This window comes from Roseobacter ponti (genome assembly GCF_012932215.1).
Taxonomy (GTDB): Bacteria; Pseudomonadota; Alphaproteobacteria; order Rhodobacterales; family Rhodobacteraceae; genus Roseobacter; species Roseobacter ponti.
Genome location: NZ_CP048788.1, coordinates 2,174,112 through 2,192,031 on the forward strand (window position 1 = coordinate 2,174,112; position 17,920 = coordinate 2,192,031).

Below are 17,920 nucleotides of genomic sequence, written 5' to 3' on the forward strand. Positions count from 1 at the left end.
ATGCGCGCGGCACTGGTCACCGGTGCTGCGCGGGGTCTGGGCCGTGCAATGGCTGCAGATCTGGCACGCGACCATCTGGTCGCTGTCACTTACAATACAACAGAACCCGGGCCGCTTCTTGCAGAGCATCCCGGGATTTTTGCTGTAAGAGCCGACCTGTCCGAGCCGGTGGTTGCTCAGTCAGTCATTGATCAGGTCATCGACCGGTTCGGCAGACTGGACGTGCTGGTCAATAACGCGGGTGTCATAAGGCCCGATCCGGGCGCAGATGACGGTTTGGCCGGGCTGCGCGAGATCTTTGACGTGAATGTGCTGGCGCCCATGGCACTGCTGCAGGCGGCGCTGCCGCATCTGAAACCAGGGGCTTCGGTGGTCAGTATTTCCTCAACAAATGCTGTTCTGCCCGCGCGCGGGGCCTCGGGGTATTCGGCGAGCAAAGCGGCGCTCAACACGTGGACGCGGGCAATGGCCAAAGAGCTTGGTCCGCGCGGGATACGTGTCAATGCGGTGGCACCCGGCGCCACGGAGCGCCCCGAAAGCCCGCGGCCGGATGATCTGGTGCAGGTTTTCGTTGAGATGACGGCACTGGGGCGCATAGGCCAGCCGGAAGATATCGCAGCCGCAGTGCGGTTTCTGGCCTCTGATCCGGCAGGTTTCATCACGGGTGAAGTCCTGAACGTAAACGGCGGCTACAGGCTCTGACGGGACCAGATGTCTGCCGCGAAAGACACAGTCAGTTCCCCAGCGCTTTTTCCAGTTGCGGCAGGAAACGCTGCTCAAAATCGCTGCCCACCAGCGGGCCGGCGAAGCGGAACAGGATATTACCGTCAGCGTCCAGAATAAAGGTCTCAGGCGGGGCCGTCACACCCCAGTCGATGGCGGTGCGCCCCTCGGGATCAAATGCCACGGCGGCAAAGGGGTTGCCGTCGTCTGTGAGATAGCTGGTGGCGGGTCCTTCCTTGTCACGAAAGTTGACGCCGATGATCGGCATGCCACCGGCCTGCATTTCCAGCAGTTTGGGGTGTTCGGCGCGACAGGGCGGGCACCAGCTGGCCCAGAAATTAACAAGCGTCACCTGCCCGGTTGCCATGGCCTCAGCCGTGACCGGGGTGAAATCCGCCAGGGCCGTTTCCGTTACGGGCGGTGCGGGCTGTCCGATCAGGGCGGAGGGCAGGTTCTGGCTGTCGGTGGTAAACATGCCGATACCGGCCAGGACCACAAACCCGGCAAAGATCAGCGGCGGCGCAATCATCAGCGGCGAGATTTTAGCCACGGCGCTTTTCTCCGCGTTCGACCTCGTCGAGGGCAGCACGTGCTTTGCGGCCCCGGCGCAGGGTAAAAAAGACAAGCAGCGCCAGAAGCACCAGCGAGGCGCCATAGGCCGAGAGCACGGCGTCCGCGTATTTGCCCAGATCCGGCATCAAGTCCGTCTTTGCCTTGCCAGCAGAGCGCGGGTGCGGCGCAGCCGGATTTCTGTACCTGTGCGGTAGAGGACCAGCGCGAGAAAAAGCAGAACGAACCCGGCGATTGCCACCAGCAGTGGCTGATAAAAGACATCCGCGACATTTTCCTCTTTATCCAGGCTGAGAGAGGCGCCCTGGTGCAGGCCCTGGTTCCAGAAGTTGACCGCATAGCGCGAAAGCACGGCAAAGACCGAGCCCACAAGACAGAGAACCGACGTGAGATCGGCGGCGGTGTCCGGATCCTCAACCGCTTCCCAGAGAGCGATATAGCCGAGATAGAACAGAAACAGGATCAGAAAAGAGGTCAGGCGCGGATCCCAGGCCCACCAGGTGCCCCACATCGGCTGGCCCCAGATCGCACCGGTCACCAGTGCGATGAGGGTCATCACCACCCCCACGGGGGCAGCTGCGCGCGCGGCGAGTGCGCTGACGTGATGGCGGCGGATGAGCCAGATGAGCGAGGCGACCAGCATCATAAACCACGCGTTGATCGCCATGAGCGCCGAGGGCACATGCAGATAGATGATTTTAACCGTCGAGCCCTGGCGGAAATCGTCAGGCGTGAAAAAGAACCCCCAGATGAGACCCACCGCAAGGCAGATGCCCGAGAGCCACCAGAGTGCCGGCAGAATACGCTCGCTGAAGCCCAGGAACTTCACCGGATTGGCGTAGCTCCAGAAGCCCTGCCGGCGCACGGGCGCCGGTTTATCTCCACTCACAGACACGGGTGTTTTCTAGCTGCTCCGGTCGCATCGCTCAATGGGCAAAACGCCACGCTCACCGCAGGTTTATCCGCAGCGCCGCAGCTGAGGCAAAGGGCATCACCGAGATGACCCCCAGCGTGATCCCGGCAAGCATCAGCGCCGGCGTCGAGGGGTCCATACCCGAAGCGCCCCGCCGGGCGGTCTCGGCACCGAAGATCAGCGTGGGCACATAGAGCGGCAGGACCAGCAGCGACAGCAGCAGACCGCCGCGCTTAATGCCGACTGTGAGCGCTGCGCCAAAAGTCCCGATGACCGAGAGCGCGGGGGTGCCGAGCGCCAGTGAAATCACCAGCCAGCTGTACCCCGGCCCCGGCAGGTTGAGCAGCACGCCGAGGAGCGGCGCGGCCAGCACAAGCGGCAGACCGGTGGTCAGCCAGTGGGCCAGCGCCTTGATGCTGAGTGCGGCTTCCAGCGGCAGCGGCGAGGTGGCGAGCAGATCGAGCGAGCCGTCTTCCAGATCCAGCGCCAGCAGGCGGTCGAGCGACAAAAGACACGCCAGAAGCGCGCCGAGCCACAGGACCCCGGGTGCGATACGGGCCAGCAGGTCGGATTGCGGGCCGACGCTGAACGGTACGAGCACCGTGACGATGAGGAAAAACGCAAGGCCGAGGCCAAAGCCGCCCCCTGCCCTGAACGCGAGCATCAGATCGCGGCGAAGCAGCGCCTTCACAGGAAGGCCTCGTCGCTGGCACCCGCGCGGGTCTCTGCGGTGGCGCGCCAGGGGCTGATGTCGAGCACCTCCGCCTCAAAGCCCGGTACGATGTGGGTGGCCATGATCACCGATCCGCCGCCGGCAAGATGTGCTGCCACAGCATCCTCGAAGAGCCGCACGGCATCCTGATCGAGCGACACCGTCGGCTCATCGAGGATCCAGACCGGTCGTCCTGTCACCAGAAGCCTTGCAAGGCCGAGGCGCCGTTTCTGGCCTGCGGAGAGTGTGCCTGCGAGCCTTTCCTGAAGTTCCACGAGATTAAAAGCGGTAACCGCAGGTGTGATATCGCTCTGGCCGAACACCGCCGCCCAGAAGGTCAGGTTCTCGCGCACAGTGAGCATGGATTTCAGCCCGTCGGAATGGGCCGCATAGGCCACTTTGTCTTCAGCGCCGGTGATCTCACCGCTCAACGGAGGCTGCAGGCCCGCCATCGTGCGCAGCAGCGTGGTCTTGCCCGCCCCGTTCGGCCCGCGCAGGATCAGAGCGCAGCCGGCCCCGACGTCGAAGGAAAGACCGGTCAGAACCGGAACGCCGCCCCGGGCGACTGAGAGATCACGCACTTTCAGAACCATCACCCGCAGGGTTAACCGATTGCAGCGGTGCGAAAAAGTGCGTTCTTTACCCCGGTCAGACCGGCAGCAGCGCCAGCGCGATCCGGCGGCCCTCGCTCAGGAGCACATTATAGGTGCGGCAGGCCGCGGGTGAGGCCATGACATCCACACCCAGCCCGGCATCTTCGAGCCGTGTGCGCAGAGCCTCAGGCATATGGGCAATCTCAGCACCGGTGCCGATGAAAAGCACATCCACATGACCGGCATATTCCAGCAGAGCGTCGGCATCATCATAGCCGGCCCAGGCGGTGCTGCCGGAGGGGCCCGTGATCACCGGACCGTCAAACACCTGACCGCCGATACGGAAAAATCCCGGACCATAGCCTTCGACGGGCCTCGCGTCAGTGAAGGTGATCTCATTCAGGCGCATAGGGTTTTCCTCATTGGCAGGCCGGGATCATCTGAGGTTCCAGCCAGGTGTGCAGGCCATCGCGATGCTCAGCTTCCAGCGGCCCTCCTGCAGTATGCAGATATAAACCGCATCGATCACGTCAAGGGCTGTGCCATCCGCGCGCAGCCGTACGACGTCGTGTAACCGGGCCATGGCGGAGGTGTCGGTGCAGTTCTGCACGGTCACGTCCCGGATTTCGGTATGGCTGAAATCATCGGCTTCAAGAGCGGCAAACTGTTCTTTGAGCTTTGCGTTCAGCGCTGCGTGGTCCGGCAGATGCAGCGTGCCGCCGGGGATCACATAGGTCGCAGGTTCGGTGAAAAGGGCCACCATACCGGGAAAATCCCGCTCATTCCAGGCCTGCAGATAGCGCCGGATCAGGTCCTTGATGTCTGAGTGAACTGTCATGCCGAGGCCCTCCGTTCTAATTCCAGACCGGCAGCCCGAGTATAGCCGATGCCGCGATCACGATATAGGCCACTGTGCGGAACACGCCTTCTGCATTAGGATCAAAAAGCCGCGCCCCTGCTATATTGGCAATGAGATTGGGGATGCCGGCGAACAGTCCGAGTACCGCCACCTCCCAGATAAAGAGCCCGCTGCCCCAGAAAACAGCAATCATTACGACGTCAATGGCCAGCAGGTAGAGCAGGAAATTCGCGCGTATGACTGAAATCGGCAGCCGGCTCGACATGTAAAGCATGATCACGGGGGGGCCCGGGATGCCGGCAAAACCACACATGAATCCCCCGAGCGCCCCGGTGCCGACGGTAAGGTGCGGTGTCAGGACACCCTGGTAACGCCAGCCGCTCATCAGCAGCACCAGCAGGATCAGAATAGTGACCGACACGACCCAGCCAAAGGCCTCCCCGGTGAAATTCGCCAGCAGCCAGATGCCGGGCGGGACGGCGAGTGTCGCCCCGATCATCAGCCGCCCCACATCGCGCGGCGCGCCGTCGCGCCAGGCCGCCCGCAGGTTGGGCAGCGGGCCGATCAGCTCGGCCATCATCATGAAAATGACCGCCGCGACAGGATCCAGCACCGAAGAGGCGGTGGCCATGATGATCATGCCGCTGCCAAATCCCGCAAAGCCACGCACCAGCCCCGCTGCGACAACGCCGCATAACAGCCAGATCAGTCCCTCAGTTGCAAAAACCGCCTGAAGCGCCTCAGGCATCTATGTTGGCAAACTGATTACCCGCATTGGCATCGGGTTTGGACCAGTCGCGTTTAACACCGAGATAGAGCAGCACCGCCGAGGCCACAAAGACAGAGGAATATGTGCCGACGATCACGCCCCAGATCATCGCAAAAACAAAGCCGCGGATCACGTCGCCGCCCAGCACGAAAAGTGCGATCAGCGCCAGCAGCGTGGTCACGGAGGTCATGAATGTCCGGCTGAGCGTTTCGTTGATCGAGATGTTCAGGACCTCGGCAAGCGGCTTTTTCTTGTACTTGCGCAGGTTCTCCCGGACCCGGTCAAAGACCACCACGGTGTCGTTCAGTGAATAGCCGACGATGGTCAGCAATGCTGCTATAATTGCCAGATCGAAGCGGATCTGCAGCTCGGAGAAGACGCCGATGGTCAGGATCACGTCGTGCACAAGCGCCAGCACAGCACCCACGGCAAACTGCCATTCAAAGCGCAGCCAGATGTAGACAAGCACCGCCCCGATGGCCAGCACCACGGCGATGACCGCCGTCTGAATGAGCTCGCCTGAGACCTTGGGACCCACCGATTCGACCGAGATGAACTGAATATCCGGCCGCACGGTGCGCAATGCCGCCTGCACATCTGCGATGACCTGAGTGGTGACCGCCTCCTGGCCGTCCTGTGCCTGAATGCGGATCATCGCAACGTTCTGATCGTCCTCGAAGGTCGGATCGAATACTTCGGTAATCGAGACGTCGCCAAGGCCCAGCGTATCGATCGCCTCGCGGTACTCACCGATATCGACAACCAGCGGGCTTTCGGTCCGGATGGTCGTGCCGCCACGGAAATCAATGCCGAAGTTCAGCCCCTGGATCATGAAGGATGCAAAGGCGACCACCATCATCAGGGCGGAGATGCCCAGCCAGAGCTTCCACCGGCTGAAGAAATCGAAGTTCGTATTCTGTTTGACCAGGCGCAGGCGCATATCAGACCTCGATTGTTTTCGGGCGCTTGCGCTCGAACCAGATGACAATAAAGAGACGCGTGACGAAGATCGCCGTGAAGACCGATGTCAGGATCCCCAGACCCAGCGTAATCGCAAAGCCGCGGACCGGGCCAGAGCCCATCGCAAACAGGATCACCGCTGTAATAAAGGTGGTGATATTCGCGTCCAGAATGGCCGAGAGCGCCTTTTCATAGCCAAGCTCGATGGCGCGTGCAGGGCCTTTGGAGGTTTTCAGCTCTTCGCGGATCCGTTCGAAAATCAGGACATTGGCGTCCACAGCCATACCCACCGTCAGGACGATGCCGGCAATGCCAGGCAGGGTCAGCGTGCCGCCGATGACGCTCAGCAGACCAAATATCAACCCGATGTTGATGATCAGGGCGACATTGGCGAAGAGGCCGAAGAGGCCGTAACTGAGGAACATAAAGACCAGCACGGCGCAGAAAGCCACGATGGTCGCAACCTTGCCCGCATCAATGCTGTCCTGGCCCAGTTCAGGACCGATCGTGCGTTCTTCGAGGAACTCAAGGCCCGCCGGCAGCGCCCCTGCCCTGAGCAGCACCGCGAGGTTGGTTGATTCCTCGACCGAAAAACGGCCGGTAATGATGCCCGATCCGCCGGGGATGTGGCTCTGGATCGTAGGCGCGCTGATGACTTCGTCGTCAAGCACGATGGCGAAGGGTGAGCCGATATTCTCGGCCGTATAATCGCCGAATTTACGCGCGCCGGTCGTGTTGAACCGGAAACTGACGGCCGGGCGGCCGTTCTGATCAAACGAGGGTTGCGCATCCACAAGCTCTTCGCCGGTGACCACCGGGGCCGCTTCGAGCGTGTAAAATGTACCAGGTTCGTCAATGGACGGGACCAGAATATTCCCGATGCCGGGATTTGCGGTTTCGTCCGTGCCGCGAGTCACAACCGGGTTAAAGGTCAGCTGCGCAGTGGTGCCGATGATCTCTTTGAGTTCCGCAGCAGAGCCGATGCCCGGCACCTGGATGAGAATCCGGTCAGTGCCCTGTCGCTGAATCGTCGGCTCACGGGTGCCGACCTCGTCGATGCGGCGGCGGATAATCTCCAGACTTTGCTGCAGGGTGCGCTCATTGGACGCTGTCTTTTCGGCGTCGGTCAGCGTGACGATGATCACATCACCTTCGGCGCGGGCCTCAATATCGTTCGTCGCGACCCCTGTCAGGGTCGGAATGGGCGTGGCAAGCGCGCGGACAACCTCAAGCGCACGCTCCATGCCTTCGGGCTGCGAGATCCGCACGCGCACCTCATCAACAGCAGAGGGCTGCAGCCGGACAGTGCCCACAACCGTACGTTCATCGCGCAGCGCGTCGCGGATTTCCGGCCAGAAGGCCTGCATGCGCGCGGCATAGACGTCCTCGACCTTAACCTCTGCCAGCAGATGCGCCCCGCCGCGCAGATCAAGGCCAAGATTGACCAGACCGGACGGCAGCCAGTCCGGCCACTGCCCGCGCGCGGCCTGGTTTTCAGGCGTATCGGCACCCAGTTCAATGGCCGCAACCGCATCATTGTGCTGCTCGACGGGAGTGTAGAAGAGGTTGGGCATCGCCATCCACAGACCGGCGATGCAGGTCAGCACGATGAGGATGCGCTTCCACAGGTCAATCTGAAGCATTCAGACGCCTTTCAGAGAGGTTGGCCGGCGTTTTACTTCGCCGGTTCTGTTTTGGAAATCACGGTAGCAATCGTGGACTGGATAACGCGGACTTTGACGCCATCGGCGATCTCAAGCTCCAGTTCGCCGTCGTCTTTGACTTTGGCGACCTTGCCGACGATCCCGCCCTGGGTCACGACCTGATCGCCGCGGCGCAGGGCTGCCACCATCGCCTGGTGCTCTTTCACCTTCTTTTGCTGCGGGCGGATGAGCAGAAAATACATGATCGCAAAGATCAGGATCAGCGGTACAAACTGGGCGAATGCTTCCATGGTGGTCAGGTCCTCTGATGACAGGTCGCGCGCGGCCCCCCGGGGCACGCACGAAATTCTGCCGGAACCTATGGGCTGAATGACCTCTTTGCAAGCCAGCGTATGCGCGCAGTGGCAAACATATCTCAGCCGCCCGCCCGTCACCGCTTGGCAGACCCCGGATTTGGCGGCACAATAGGCGTCGCGACAGTCAAAGAGGACGTAATACGTGCACTGGTTTCTGGTATCCGTCCTGGCGGTTTTTCTTTTTGCGGGCCCGCAGGCCGCGATGGCCGAGGGGCTTGAGCCGGTCAGTGCTGAAGATCGCAGGGCATGGACGGCGGTCGGCGCGCTGCGCACGCAGGGTATTGAGGCATATTCCGCCTGCACTGCCACGCTTGTCGCACCCGACATGATCGTCACGGCCGCACACTGCACAGTGCTCGCCACGGGGTTTCCGGGCAAAATGCACTTTTTCGCCGGACGCAACGGCACCCGTAACGTTGCAGACAGCCGCTCGACCACCGTTATCCGACATCCGCTCTGGGAAGCGGCCAGCGGTTCGGACAGGTTTCGCTATGATCTGGCTGTTGTGCATCTGGGTCGACTTGTGGAGGACGGCAAGGTCACCCCGATGCCGGTCTATCGCCGGGGAAATGCACCGGCGCCGCGCAGTGTGGCCCTGCTGGGGTACAACGAACGTGCCGGCGTGCTGCGCGGGCGTTTTGACTGCCCGCTGATCAGCGATGCCATTGAACGCGTCTATGTGTCAGGCTGCACCGTGGTGGCCGGCAATTCCGGCGGAGCGGTTGTGGTTGAAAATGAGAATGGCTGGGCGCTGGCCGGTGTCATCGTGGCCCGCAGCGACAATGACGGGCGGGCGATTGCCGCGCCCGTGGATCAGTGGCTGCTGCGCCAGGTAGACGAGGCCCGCGAGCGGCAGACCCGCCGCACAGAGGGTGCAGACTGAACCGCGCAGCCCTGCCCCGGCAGCACAGCCTGCATGAAAACTGCAGGTTACGGTCTGCCGAAAGATCAGTCATAAGCGGGGCACGAACGATTCAGATCTGAGGACAGGACCCATGCACGATATCCGCGCCATCCGCGAGGCCCCGGAGGCTTTCGACGCAGCCCTTGCACGCCGTGGAGACGCACCTTTGTCGTCTGAAATCCTGGCGCTGGACCAGGCGCGGCGGGAGAAGATTTCTGCCGCTGAAACCGCCCGGGCCGAACAGAACAAAGCCTCAAAACTTGTGGGGGCTGCAAAGGCGTCGGGTGATGGGGCGGAATTTGAACGGCTGCGCACGCTGGTGGGCGAGAAAAAGGCCGAAGTATCCGCCCTGCAGGGCAAAGCGGCTGAACTGGACACAGAGCTCTCCGAAAAACTCTCGTGGATTGCGAATATCCCCGCGGATGATGTGCCTGAGGGTGCTGATGAGAACGACAATGTCGAAGTCCGGCGCTGGGGCGATCAGCCATCTTTCGGGTTCGCCCCGAAGGAGCATTTCGAGATTGCGGGTGTTGCACCGTCGATGGATTTTGAGACCGCCGCGCGGACTTCCGGCGCCCGGTTTGTCATGCTCACCGGCGCTGTGGCGCGCATCCACCGGGCGCTGGCGCAGTTCATGATCGACACCCATGTGGACGAAAACGGGCTGACCGAAGTGAACAGCCCCGTACTGGTGCGGGACGAGGCGATGTACGGCACCGACAAGCTGCCGAAGTTCGCCGAAGACAGCTATCAGACCACGAACGGCTGGTGGCTGGTGTCCACCTCGGAAATTCCGCTGACCTATACGGTGGCCGGGCAGATCCTGGACGAAAGCGACCTGCCACGGCGGCTGACCGCGCATACCCTGTGTTTCCGCTCAGAGGCCGGCAGCGCGGGGCGTGATACCGCCGGCATGCTGCGCCAGCACCAGTTCGAGAAAGTCGAAATGGTTTCAGTCACCCATCCCGATCACTCCGATGAAGAACAAAAACGCATGCTGCGCTGTGCCGAGGATATTCTGGAACGGCTGGGCATCGCCTACCGCACGGTGCTTTTGTGCACCGGCGACATGGGGTTCGGCGCGCGGCGCACCTATGATATCGAAGCCTGGTTGCCGGGGCAGAATGCCTACCGCGAGATTTCTTCGGTTTCCACCACCGGCGATTTTCAGGCCCGGCGTATGAACGCGCGTTTCCGGCCCGCCGGTGGCAAGCCACAGTTTGTGCATACGCTCAACGGCTCGGGGCTTGCTGTGGGGCGCTGTCTGATTGCGGTGCTGGAGAACGGCCAGCGCGAGGACGGATCAGTGGCGCTGCCGGAGGTCCTGAGCGGCTATCTGGGCGGCAAAACCACGCTGAGCGCTGACGGCGACCTGATCTGAAGGCGCGCCTCCGGAGCATTCTGATCCTGATCCCGGGCGCGGCCCCGGGTACGGTGATTTCGCGGACGGCAGCGCTCAGTGCGTGGGGGTGACTTCGTAGCCGCGCTCTTCGGGCTCTGTATCGATCAGTTCGAGCGGGAAACCCGGCGCGCGGATCTCGAGGCCGGTGGCTTCTTCGAGCCGTTCGATCATGCGGTCAGACTGCGCCCGTTCACCAAAGCGTTTCTGCCCGTCGCGCATCATCTCTATGATCAGAGGGGAGATTTCCAGCGGCACATGATGCAGATCGGCGAGCTTCTGAAACAGGCCGATGTCTTTCTGCACCAGATCCATGGTGAAATTCACGTCGCGCGACCCTGACAGGATCAGCTGGCTTTCGGTTTCGTGCACAAAGGAGGTGCCCGAGGAGACCGAAATCGCCTCAAATGTGGTGGCAAGATCCATGCCGGCCGCTTTCATCACCGTCAGCGCTTCACAGAGCGTCAGCAGGTTGGCCGTCGCCAGATAGTTGGTCATGACCTTGAGGACACTCGCCGAGCCCAGAGGACCGGTATGCAGCACCCGCCGGCCCATCAGCGTGAGCAGCGGCAGGATGCGGTCAAAGGTTGCGCGGTCACAGCCGGCATAGATCGATATGTTGCCGGTATCCGCGCGGTGGCACCCGCCGGACACAGGGCAATCGACCGCCGCGGCACCACGCGCGATCGCGGCTTCGCCGAGGCGTTTTACCTCGGCCTCATCTGTGGTGGACATTTCCATCCAGATTTTACCCGGCCCCATGTGGGGCAGCATTTCCTCCACCACCGCTGCCGAGGCGGCCGGGCTGGGCAGACAGGTAATCACCGCGTCACAGGCCTGTATCATCGCGGCAGGGCTGCCGCCGTCGACCGCCCCGCCGGCCACCTTTGCCGCAACAAAGTCCGGATTGAGGTCATGCACCATCAGACCGGTTCCGTTGCGGATCAGAGAGCCCGCGAGTTTGCCACCGACATTGCCCAGCCCGATAAATCCCGTTTTCATGAAAGTCCCCTTCTTTTCAGTTACCTGCACCTTTCAGGGCCGCAGGCGACACGTCGCGCCCGTTTGCGACCATCCGGCAGAACAGGCTCCCGTTCCGGCACCGGCCTGCCGGGCGCTGGCCCCTCCGCCTGCGGTCACCAACCGGGCGGTCATCGTCGGATCCTTTCGCGGACGCGATGCGGGTCAGGAACTGGTCAGCATTGCTTCCGGCATCCGGCGCGCCGCTGTGTCATTGCGTGAACGCCGCTGCCCCCCGCACCGCTGCTGCAGGGCGGCACCAGAGGTGCCATATAGCAGTTGAGCACCCGTGCGCGGAGCAATGCGTGCAGCGTTGCACAGTCAGCGTTCGGTGCGGCGCATTTGTACCGCGCACCCGCGCCCTTATCTATGCTGCAACTCAGTAAGGAGCATTTCCCATGTCACTCAGACCAACGCTCGAAACCCGCAGGGCCATTCCCACGATGGAAGGCGCCGGCGTGAAACTGCACCGTGCATTCGGATTTCAGGACCCGTCCGAACTTGACCCGTTTCTGCTTTTTGACGATTTTCGCAATGAGCATCCGGAAGATTTCAGACGCGGCTTTCCCTGGCATCCGCATCGCGGCATCGAAACCATCACCTATGTGCTAGAGGGCACCGTGGATCATGGGGATTCGCTGGGCAATGTCGGCACGCTGGGTGCAGGCGATGTGCAGTGGATGACCGCAGGGTCCGGCATTCTGCATCAGGAAATGCCGCACGGCAACGCGCGGGGCCAGATGCATGGCTTTCAGCTCTGGGGCAACCTGCCTGCGTCACAAAAAATGACGGCGCCGCGCTATCAGGACGTCACATCGGCCGATATTCCGGTGATTACAGACGATGACGGCACCCGGGTAAAGGTTATCACCGGTGAGTTCTGGGGCAAGACAGGTCCGGTGGACGGGATTGCAGCAGACCCGCAGTATCTCGATATCTTCGTGCCTGCCGGTCAGAAAAAGACGTTTAAGATCGACACCTACCGTCGTGCTTTTGCGTATGTTTTCGAAGGGGCTGCGGCCTTTGCCGATGCAAGTGCGCCGTCGGGCGTTCTGCTTGAAAAAGAAGTCGGCGGCGAAGAGGTGAACATCCGCGATCTTTCGGGTAACCGAACGCTGATCCGGTTCGGCACCGGCGAGGAGGTCACCCTTCAGGCCGGTCCCGAAGGGGTGCGCTTTCTGCTGATCTCAGGTGCGCCGATTGATGAGCCGGTCGCCTGGCATGGTCCGATTGTCATGAACACCCGGGAAGAACTGCAGCAGGCGATGCGCGAACTGAACAACGGGACCTTCATCCGGCCCGCGCATTAAACTCTGACGGCGTTCAGCACCATTTTACGGTACTGCGTCTCGACGTCTTCCAGCGTCAGACGCCCGCTTTCGCGAAACCAGGTGCTGACGCCGGTGAGCATGGCGATCACGGCACGCGTTGCAATGCGCGTGTCGGCGATATCAAAACGCCCCTCTGCGACGCCGGCGGCGAGAATTTCTTCCAGCAGGTCCTCATAGCGCCGGCGCAGCCCTTCTATCACCTGGAAATTTTCTTCACTGAGGTTGCGCAGTTCCATATAGGCGATGAAAACCGCATCCTGACGGTCGTGGTGATAGCGGATGTGGAAAGAGACGAAACCGGCCAGACGCTCTGCGGCCTCCCCCTCGCCCGGTCCGGCGCGTTCCAGCAGGTCTTCCAGGTGGCTGCGCATCAGATCAAAAAGCAGCGACTGTTTGTCCGGCGTGTAGTTATATAGCGCGCCCACCTGCACGCCCACTTCGGCAGCGATACTGCGCATCGAAACGGCAGCATAGCCCGATTTTGCAAAGAGCCTGAGTGCTGCTGCGCGGACCCGCGGGCCGGTAACGTCCGAATGTGATCCTGCCGTGCGTGCCATGGCAAAAGGTTAAAAGAACGTCTGTTCAGAAACAAACCTTTCTTGCGTGGCCGGGTTCCATCGGGCACAAAAGCTGCAATGGCCGGAGCTTTCTGATGCGTTTTTTTATCCCTGTCCTTGCGATGACCGGTCTGCTGGCCTGCACCGAGCTTCCGGATATCGATGACGGGATCACTGCCGCCGATGAGGCCGCGGAGTATCCCGACCTGATTGCTCTTTCGCCCGCCGTTCTGGAACAGGCGCGCGAAGAAGATGAAACATCAGCCGCGCTCGACGCACGGGCCGCGGGACTGCGCACGCGGGCTGCGGGGCTCAGGCCGCCGGTTCTGACAGAGACCGAGCGTGCGCGGCTCGGGGCAACTGTCCCGTAAACGCCAATCGGTGGATTGCACGGGCCCGGTGAACGGGCTACATCGCGTTTCAATGTTTAACGACCGTCAGAGGACCACCGCGCATGTCTCAGCCCCTTCGTCTTGGAATTGCCGGTCTGGGCACGGTCGGCATCGGCGTGGTACGTATCATCCGCCAGCACGCGGCTATGCTGAAGGCACGCACAGGCCGCGAGATCGTCATCTCAGCCGTCTGCGCGCGCGACCCTGACAAGGACCGCGGTGTGTCGCTGTCGTCCTATGCCTGGGAGACCGATGCCACAGCACTCGCCACCCGTGACGATGTCGATGTCTTTGTCGAGCTGATCGGCGGGCATGAAGGTATTGCAAAAGACGCCGTGGAAGCCGCACTGGCTGCCGGCAAAGACGTGGTCACGGCCAATAAGGCATTGCTGGCCATTCACGGGCAGGCGCTGGCCGAGGCCGCCGAAGCGGCAGGCCGGGCGCTGCGCTATGAAGCCGCCGTCGCCGGGGGCATACCGGTGATCAAGGCCCTGACCGAGGGGCTTGCCGGCAATGACATCACCCGGGTGGTGGGGGTCATGAACGGGTCGTGCAACTATATTCTGACGCGCATGGAATCCGCCGGACTGAGCTATGAAGAGGTCTTTGCGGAGGCCGACGGGCTGGGCTATCTTGAGGCGGACCCGCAGCTCGACGTGGGGGGCATTGATGCAGCCCATAAGCTCGCCATCCTGTCGTCGATCGCCTTTGGCACCCGGGTGGATTTCGACGGGATCGCTCTTGAGGGCATTGACCGGGTCAGCATCGAAGACATCCACGCGGCCGCCGACATGGATTACAAAATCAAGCTGCTCGGCGTGGCCCAAAAGACCGGCCGTGGCCTGGAGCAGCGCATGCAGCCCTGCCTGGTGCCCGATACCTCCCCGCTGGGGCAGCTGGACGGTGGCACCAATATGGTGCTGCTCGAAGGCGACGCAGTAGGACAGATCGTACTGCGCGGTCCGGGTGCAGGTGAAGGGCCGACAGCCAGTGCCGTGCTTGCGGATATCTGTGATATCGCGCGCGGCCTCCGGGGCCCGGTGTTCGGCGTGCCGGCGGATACGCTGACCGCGTCTGTACCCGCCAGCGCACAGCTGCCGGCCCCCTATTACCTGCGCATGTCGCTGGAGGATAAACCCGGCGCGCTGGCGCGGATTGCGAAGGTGCTGGGCGAGGCCGGCGTGTCGATCGACCGGATGCGCCAGTACGGGCATGAGGATACCTCGGCGCCGGTGCTGATCGTCACCCATAAAACGACCCCGGCGGCCCTCAATGAGGCGCTTGGCGCGATGGAAGGCACCGGCGTTCTGTCCGGCACGCCTGTGGCGCTGCGCATCGAGGATGTCTGAGCGCAGTTGAACCCCGCTCCTGCGCCCGCTACAAAAAAGATCAGGCCTCCGCGCCTTCATAAAAAGGATATTATCATGCCCGCCCGCGCCGAATTTCACGATCGTATGCTTTCGCTGGGCCTTGCCCGTGTCTCGGAGGCCGCCGCACTGGCCTCAGCGCGTCTTGTAGGTCAGGGCGATGAGAAAGCAGCCGATCAGGCGGCGGTCAATGCGATGCGCGAACAGCTGAACATGCTCGATATCGCAGGCGTTGTTGTGATCGGTGAAGGCGAGCGGGATGAAGCGCCGATGCTGTACATCGGGGAAGAGGTCGGCACCGGCAACGGCCCTGGTGTGGATATCGCTCTGGATCCGCTGGAAGGAACGACCCTGACCGCCAAGGACATGCCCAACGCCTTGACGGTGATCGCCATGGGGCCGCGCGGCTCAATGCTGCACGCGCCGGATGTCTATATGGACAAGCTGGCGATCGGGCCCGGTTTTGAGGAAGGCGTGGTGACCCTGGAAATGAGCCCCGGCGAGCGCGTGGCGGCCCTTGCGGCGGCAAAAAGCTGCGATCCGTCGGACATAACGGTCTGCATTCTGGAGCGCCCGCGCCATGATGAAATGATTGCCGAGGTGCGCGCCACGGGTGCCGCAATCCGGCTGATCACCGACGGCGATGTGGCCGGGGTGATGCATTGTGCTGATGCCTCTACCGGTATTGATATGTATATGGGCGCCGGCGGTGCGCCCGAGGGTGTTCTGGCAGCCGCCGCGCTGAAATGCATGGGGGGGCAGATGTATACCCGCCTGCTGTTCCGCAACGATGATGAACGCGGACGGGCAACCAAGGCAGGCGTGACCGATTTCGACCGGATTTATTCGCGCGATGATATGGTCACTCAGGACGTGATTTTCGCAGCCACCGGCGTGACCCAGGGCAATATCCTGCCCGGCGTGCGGCGCGAGCCCGGCTGGATGACAACCGAGACACTGATCATGCGCTCAAAAACCGGATCCGTGCGCCGCATCAATTACCGCACACCCGTCTGATCATCGCGTCAGGCGTCAGCCGCCGGGGCGCACCGTCGGCGGGATTTCGGGTCAGAAAAAGGAACGGTCGGAGGTGAGCTTTCTCGGTGTTGATGCCTCGCTGACAGGCCGGCGCTGGACAGGTCCTGCGCCGGAGATCTCACGCGCGGCAGAGGCGCTGGTGCAGCAGACCGGGCTTGCGGATGCCGTCTGCCAGGTGCTGGCCCGGCGTGGGGTGACCGCGGATGAGGCCGACGCCTTTATGGCCCCTGCCCTGCGTGATCTGCTGCCCGATCCGCGCAGCCTCCGGGACATGGAAAAGGCTGCTGCGCGTGTCATTCAGGCGGTGACGCGCAAAGAGCGCATTGCCATCTTTGCGGATTATGACGTCGATGGCGGCAGTTCGGCTGCTCTGCTGATCGTCTGGTTGCGGGAGCTTGGCCTGCCTGCAACGCTTTATGTGCCGGACCGGATTGACGAGGGGTATGGTCCCAATGACGACGCGATGCGCGATCTGGCGGCACGCCACGATCTGATCATCTGTGTGGATTGCGGAACACTGTCACACGGGCCGGTCACCGCCGCCGAAGGCGCCGATGTTGTGATCCTGGACCACCACCTCGGGGCCGAGGATCTGCCCGCAGCACTGGCGGTGGTGAACCCTAACCGGCAGGACGAGAGCGGCGATCTTTCGCATCTTTGTGCCGCAGCCGTTGTTTTCCTGCTGCTGGTCGAGATGGGTCGGTTGCTGCGCGAAGCCGGCACAACCGGCCCCGATCTGATGCAGATGCTGGATCTTGTGGCGCTGGCGACAGTTGCCGATGTGGCGCCGCTCAGAGGCGTCAACCGCGCCTTTGTGCGTCAGGGTCTGCGCGTTATGGCCGCGCGCCGGCGTCCGGGGCTTGCCGCCCTTGCCGATGTGGCGCGCATGGATACACGGCCCTCTGCGTATCATCTGGGTTTTCTGCTGGGTCCACGGGTGAATGCGGGCGGGCGCATCGGGGCTGCCGATCTGGGCGCACGTCTGCTGGCCACCGATGATCCGCATGAGGCAGCAGCACTTGCGGAACGTCTTGATGCGCTTAACACCGAGCGTCGCGAGATCGAGGCGGCGGTGCGGGCCGCAGCCCTTGATCAGGCGCAGGAGCGTGGTTTCGATCACGGACTGGTCTGGGCGGCCGGCACCGGCTGGCACCCCGGCGTGGTCGGTATTGTGGCCTCCCGTCTCAAGGAGGCCTCCGGACGGCCCAGCATCGTGATCGGCATCGAAGACGGGGTCGGCAAAGGCTCGGGACGCTCGGTCACCGGCATCGATCTCGGTCAGCCCATCCAGCGGCTCGCCGCAGAAGGTTTGCTGATGCGCGGTGGCGGGCACAAAATGGCCGCCGGACTGACCGTCGCGGCGGATCAGATCGAACCTGCGATGGCCCGGCTGACCGAACTGCTGGAAAAACAGGGCGCACATCTGACCGGTGCATCCGACCTGCGCCTTGACGGGCTGCTGATGCCGGGGGCCGCTCGGGTCGAACTGGTCGAGACGCTTGAGACCGCAGGACCGTTTGGCGCCGGTGCCGCGGCACCCCGTTTTGCTTTTGCGGATATGGCGATCAGATTTGCCAAACGCGTGGGCGAGAGCCACCTTAAGATCAGTTTCAGCGACGGGACGGGCCCTGTCATGGAGGGCATCGCGTTCGGCGCATATGACGGCCCTCTCGGTGCCGCACTCGAAAACCACGGTGGCGCGCGCCTTCATCTGGCGGGCCGGCTGGACATAAACACATGGCGCGGGCGCCGGACGGTGCAGCTGCGCCTTGAAGATGCCGCCGTGGCCTGAC

The 17,920-nt window shown here is 62.5% G+C and carries 21 protein-coding genes; 8 read left to right on the top strand and 13 right to left on the bottom strand.

Annotation, left to right across the window (positions count from 1 at the left end):
- Entirely contained in the window at window positions 1-702 is a 702-nt protein-coding gene (locus G3256_RS10445; protein ID WP_169640761.1) for an SDR family NAD(P)-dependent oxidoreductase, read from the top strand.
- A gap of 31 nt (window positions 703-733) precedes the next feature.
- On the opposite strand, the gene G3256_RS10450 is transcribed toward G3256_RS10445, so the two are convergent.
- Genes G3256_RS10450 through yajC form a run of 11 tightly spaced genes read right to left on the bottom strand, consistent with a single transcriptional unit; the run spans window position 734 to window position 8,053 of the window.
- Window positions 734-1,273: a DsbE family thiol:disulfide interchange protein gene (locus G3256_RS10450; RefSeq protein WP_169640762.1), complete on the bottom strand. Its 540-nt coding sequence runs from the start codon at window positions 1,271-1,273 to the stop codon at window positions 734-736.
- Entirely contained in the window at window positions 1,266-1,421 is a 156-nt protein-coding gene (ccmD, locus tag G3256_RS10455; protein WP_169640763.1) for a heme exporter protein CcmD, read from the bottom strand. Before ccmD ends, G3256_RS10450 begins: the two co-directional genes overlap by 8 nt.
- Window positions 1,421-2,182, bottom strand: coding sequence for a heme ABC transporter permease (locus G3256_RS10460; protein ID WP_425501475.1), 762 nt, complete (start codon window positions 2,180-2,182; stop codon window positions 1,421-1,423). Before G3256_RS10460 ends, ccmD begins: the two co-directional genes overlap by 1 nt.
- A gap of 58 nt (window positions 2,183-2,240) precedes the next feature.
- Window positions 2,241-2,897: a heme exporter protein CcmB gene (gene ccmB, locus G3256_RS10465; protein ID WP_169640765.1), complete on the bottom strand. Its 657-nt coding sequence runs from the start codon at window positions 2,895-2,897 to the stop codon at window positions 2,241-2,243.
- Window positions 2,894-3,511, bottom strand: coding sequence for a heme ABC exporter ATP-binding protein CcmA (gene ccmA, locus G3256_RS10470; RefSeq protein ID WP_169640766.1), 618 nt, complete (start codon window positions 3,509-3,511; stop codon window positions 2,894-2,896). Before ccmA ends, ccmB begins: the two co-directional genes overlap by 4 nt.
- Before the next feature lie 55 nt (window positions 3,512-3,566).
- Complete coding sequence (locus G3256_RS10475; protein WP_169640767.1) at window positions 3,567-3,920, bottom strand: Mth938-like domain-containing protein; 354 nt, start codon at window positions 3,918-3,920, stop codon at window positions 3,567-3,569.
- Between the two features lie 27 nt (window positions 3,921-3,947).
- Complete coding sequence (locus tag G3256_RS10480; protein ID WP_169640768.1) at window positions 3,948-4,349, bottom strand: YybH family protein; 402 nt, start codon at window positions 4,347-4,349, stop codon at window positions 3,948-3,950.
- A 16-nt stretch (window positions 4,350-4,365) separates the two neighbouring features.
- Window positions 4,366-5,118 carry a sulfite exporter TauE/SafE family protein gene (locus G3256_RS10485; RefSeq protein ID WP_169640769.1) on the bottom strand — a complete coding sequence of 251 codons (753 nt, stop codon included), beginning with the start codon at window positions 5,116-5,118 and terminating at the stop codon, window positions 4,366-4,368.
- Complete coding sequence (secF, locus tag G3256_RS10490) at window positions 5,111-6,079, bottom strand: protein translocase subunit SecF (protein WP_169640770.1); 969 nt, start codon at window positions 6,077-6,079, stop codon at window positions 5,111-5,113. The genes G3256_RS10485 and secF overlap by 8 nt, the downstream gene beginning before the upstream one ends.
- A 1-nt stretch (window position 6,080) precedes the next feature.
- A complete protein-coding gene (secD, locus tag G3256_RS10495) occupies window positions 6,081-7,742 on the bottom strand; it encodes a protein translocase subunit SecD (RefSeq protein WP_169640771.1) in 1,662 nt (553 codons plus the stop codon).
- A gap of 32 nt (window positions 7,743-7,774) precedes the next feature.
- Window positions 7,775-8,053, bottom strand: coding sequence for a preprotein translocase subunit YajC (gene yajC / locus G3256_RS10500; protein ID WP_169640772.1), 279 nt, complete (start codon window positions 8,051-8,053; stop codon window positions 7,775-7,777).
- Between the two features lie 208 nt (window positions 8,054-8,261).
- Between yajC and G3256_RS10505 the strand changes: the two genes are divergently transcribed.
- Window positions 8,262-9,002: a trypsin-like serine peptidase gene (locus tag G3256_RS10505; RefSeq protein WP_169640773.1), complete on the top strand. Its 741-nt coding sequence runs from the start codon at window positions 8,262-8,264 to the stop codon at window positions 9,000-9,002.
- Between the two features lie 112 nt (window positions 9,003-9,114).
- Window positions 9,115-10,404, top strand: a complete 1,290-nt coding sequence (gene serS / locus G3256_RS10510; RefSeq protein WP_169640774.1) for a serine--tRNA ligase — start codon at window positions 9,115-9,117, stop codon at window positions 10,402-10,404.
- A 75-nt stretch (window positions 10,405-10,479) separates the two neighbouring features.
- Here serS and G3256_RS10515 read toward each other — a convergent pair whose 3' ends face one another.
- Entirely contained in the window at window positions 10,480-11,424 is a 945-nt protein-coding gene (locus G3256_RS10515; RefSeq protein WP_169640775.1) for an NAD(P)-dependent oxidoreductase, read from the bottom strand.
- 416 nt (window positions 11,425-11,840) lie between these two features.
- Here G3256_RS10515 and G3256_RS10520 point away from each other — a divergent pair, with 416 nt between their 5' ends.
- A complete protein-coding gene (locus G3256_RS10520) occupies window positions 11,841-12,752 on the top strand; it encodes a pirin family protein (protein WP_169640776.1) in 912 nt (303 codons plus the stop codon).
- Here G3256_RS10520 and G3256_RS10525 read toward each other — a convergent pair.
- Window positions 12,749-13,330: a TetR/AcrR family transcriptional regulator gene (locus G3256_RS10525; protein WP_169640777.1), complete on the bottom strand. Its 582-nt coding sequence runs from the start codon at window positions 13,328-13,330 to the stop codon at window positions 12,749-12,751. The two genes, G3256_RS10520 and G3256_RS10525, sit on opposite strands and share 4 nt — an antisense overlap.
- Before the next feature lie 95 nt (window positions 13,331-13,425).
- Between G3256_RS10525 and G3256_RS10530 the strand changes: the two genes are divergently transcribed.
- The 4 genes from G3256_RS10530 (at window position 13,426) to recJ (ending at window position 17,919) form a co-directional block, all read left to right on the top strand.
- On the top strand, window positions 13,426-13,701 hold the full coding sequence (locus tag G3256_RS10530; RefSeq protein WP_169640778.1) for a hypothetical protein: 276 nt from the start codon (window positions 13,426-13,428) through the stop codon (window positions 13,699-13,701).
- Window positions 13,702-13,784: 83 nt separating this feature from the next.
- On the top strand, window positions 13,785-15,071 hold the full coding sequence (locus G3256_RS10535; RefSeq protein ID WP_169640779.1) for a homoserine dehydrogenase: 1,287 nt from the start codon (window positions 13,785-13,787) through the stop codon (window positions 15,069-15,071).
- A 75-nt stretch (window positions 15,072-15,146) separates the two neighbouring features.
- On the top strand, window positions 15,147-16,106 hold the full coding sequence (gene glpX / locus G3256_RS10540) for a class II fructose-bisphosphatase (RefSeq protein ID WP_169640780.1): 960 nt from the start codon (window positions 15,147-15,149) through the stop codon (window positions 16,104-16,106).
- Window positions 16,107-16,179: 73 nt separating this feature from the next.
- On the top strand, window positions 16,180-17,919 hold the full coding sequence (gene recJ, locus G3256_RS10545; RefSeq protein WP_169640781.1) for a single-stranded-DNA-specific exonuclease RecJ: 1,740 nt from the start codon (window positions 16,180-16,182) through the stop codon (window positions 17,917-17,919).
- Window position 17,920 lies beyond the last annotated feature (1 nt).

Bases quoted from the DNA above. Each gene is read 5' to 3' on its own strand.
- G3256_RS10445 (WP_169640761.1), top strand. From the start codon at position 1: ATGCGCGCGGCACTGGTCACCGGTGCTGCGCGGGGTCTGGGCCGTGCA.
- ccmD (WP_169640763.1), bottom strand. From the start codon at position 1,421: ATGCCGGATCTGGGCAAATACGCGGACGCCGTGCTCTCGGCCTATGGC.
- ccmA (WP_169640766.1), bottom strand. From the start codon at position 3,511: ATGGTTCTGAAAGTGCGTGATCTCTCAGTCGCCCGGGGCGGCGTTCCG.
- G3256_RS10475 (WP_169640767.1), bottom strand. From the start codon at position 3,920: ATGCGCCTGAATGAGATCACCTTCACTGACGCGAGGCCCGTCGAAGGC.
- G3256_RS10480 (WP_169640768.1), bottom strand. From the start codon at position 4,349: ATGACAGTTCACTCAGACATCAAGGACCTGATCCGGCGCTATCTGCAG.
- G3256_RS10485 (WP_169640769.1), bottom strand. From the start codon at position 5,118: ATGCCTGAGGCGCTTCAGGCGGTTTTTGCAACTGAGGGACTGATCTGG.
- secF (WP_169640770.1), bottom strand. From the start codon at position 6,079: ATGCGCCTGCGCCTGGTCAAACAGAATACGAACTTCGATTTCTTCAGC.
- secD (WP_169640771.1), bottom strand. From the start codon at position 7,742: ATGCTTCAGATTGACCTGTGGAAGCGCATCCTCATCGTGCTGACCTGC.
- yajC (WP_169640772.1), bottom strand. From the start codon at position 8,053: ATGGAAGCATTCGCCCAGTTTGTACCGCTGATCCTGATCTTTGCGATC.
- serS (WP_169640774.1), top strand. From the start codon at position 9,115: ATGCACGATATCCGCGCCATCCGCGAGGCCCCGGAGGCTTTCGACGCA.
- G3256_RS10515 (WP_169640775.1), bottom strand. From the start codon at position 11,424: ATGAAAACGGGATTTATCGGGCTGGGCAATGTCGGTGGCAAACTCGCG.
- G3256_RS10520 (WP_169640776.1), top strand. From the start codon at position 11,841: ATGTCACTCAGACCAACGCTCGAAACCCGCAGGGCCATTCCCACGATG.
- G3256_RS10525 (WP_169640777.1), bottom strand. From the start codon at position 13,330: ATGGCACGCACGGCAGGATCACATTCGGACGTTACCGGCCCGCGGGTC.
- G3256_RS10530 (WP_169640778.1), top strand. From the start codon at position 13,426: ATGCGTTTTTTTATCCCTGTCCTTGCGATGACCGGTCTGCTGGCCTGC.
- G3256_RS10535 (WP_169640779.1), top strand. From the start codon at position 13,785: ATGTCTCAGCCCCTTCGTCTTGGAATTGCCGGTCTGGGCACGGTCGGC.
- glpX (WP_169640780.1), top strand. From the start codon at position 15,147: ATGCCCGCCCGCGCCGAATTTCACGATCGTATGCTTTCGCTGGGCCTT.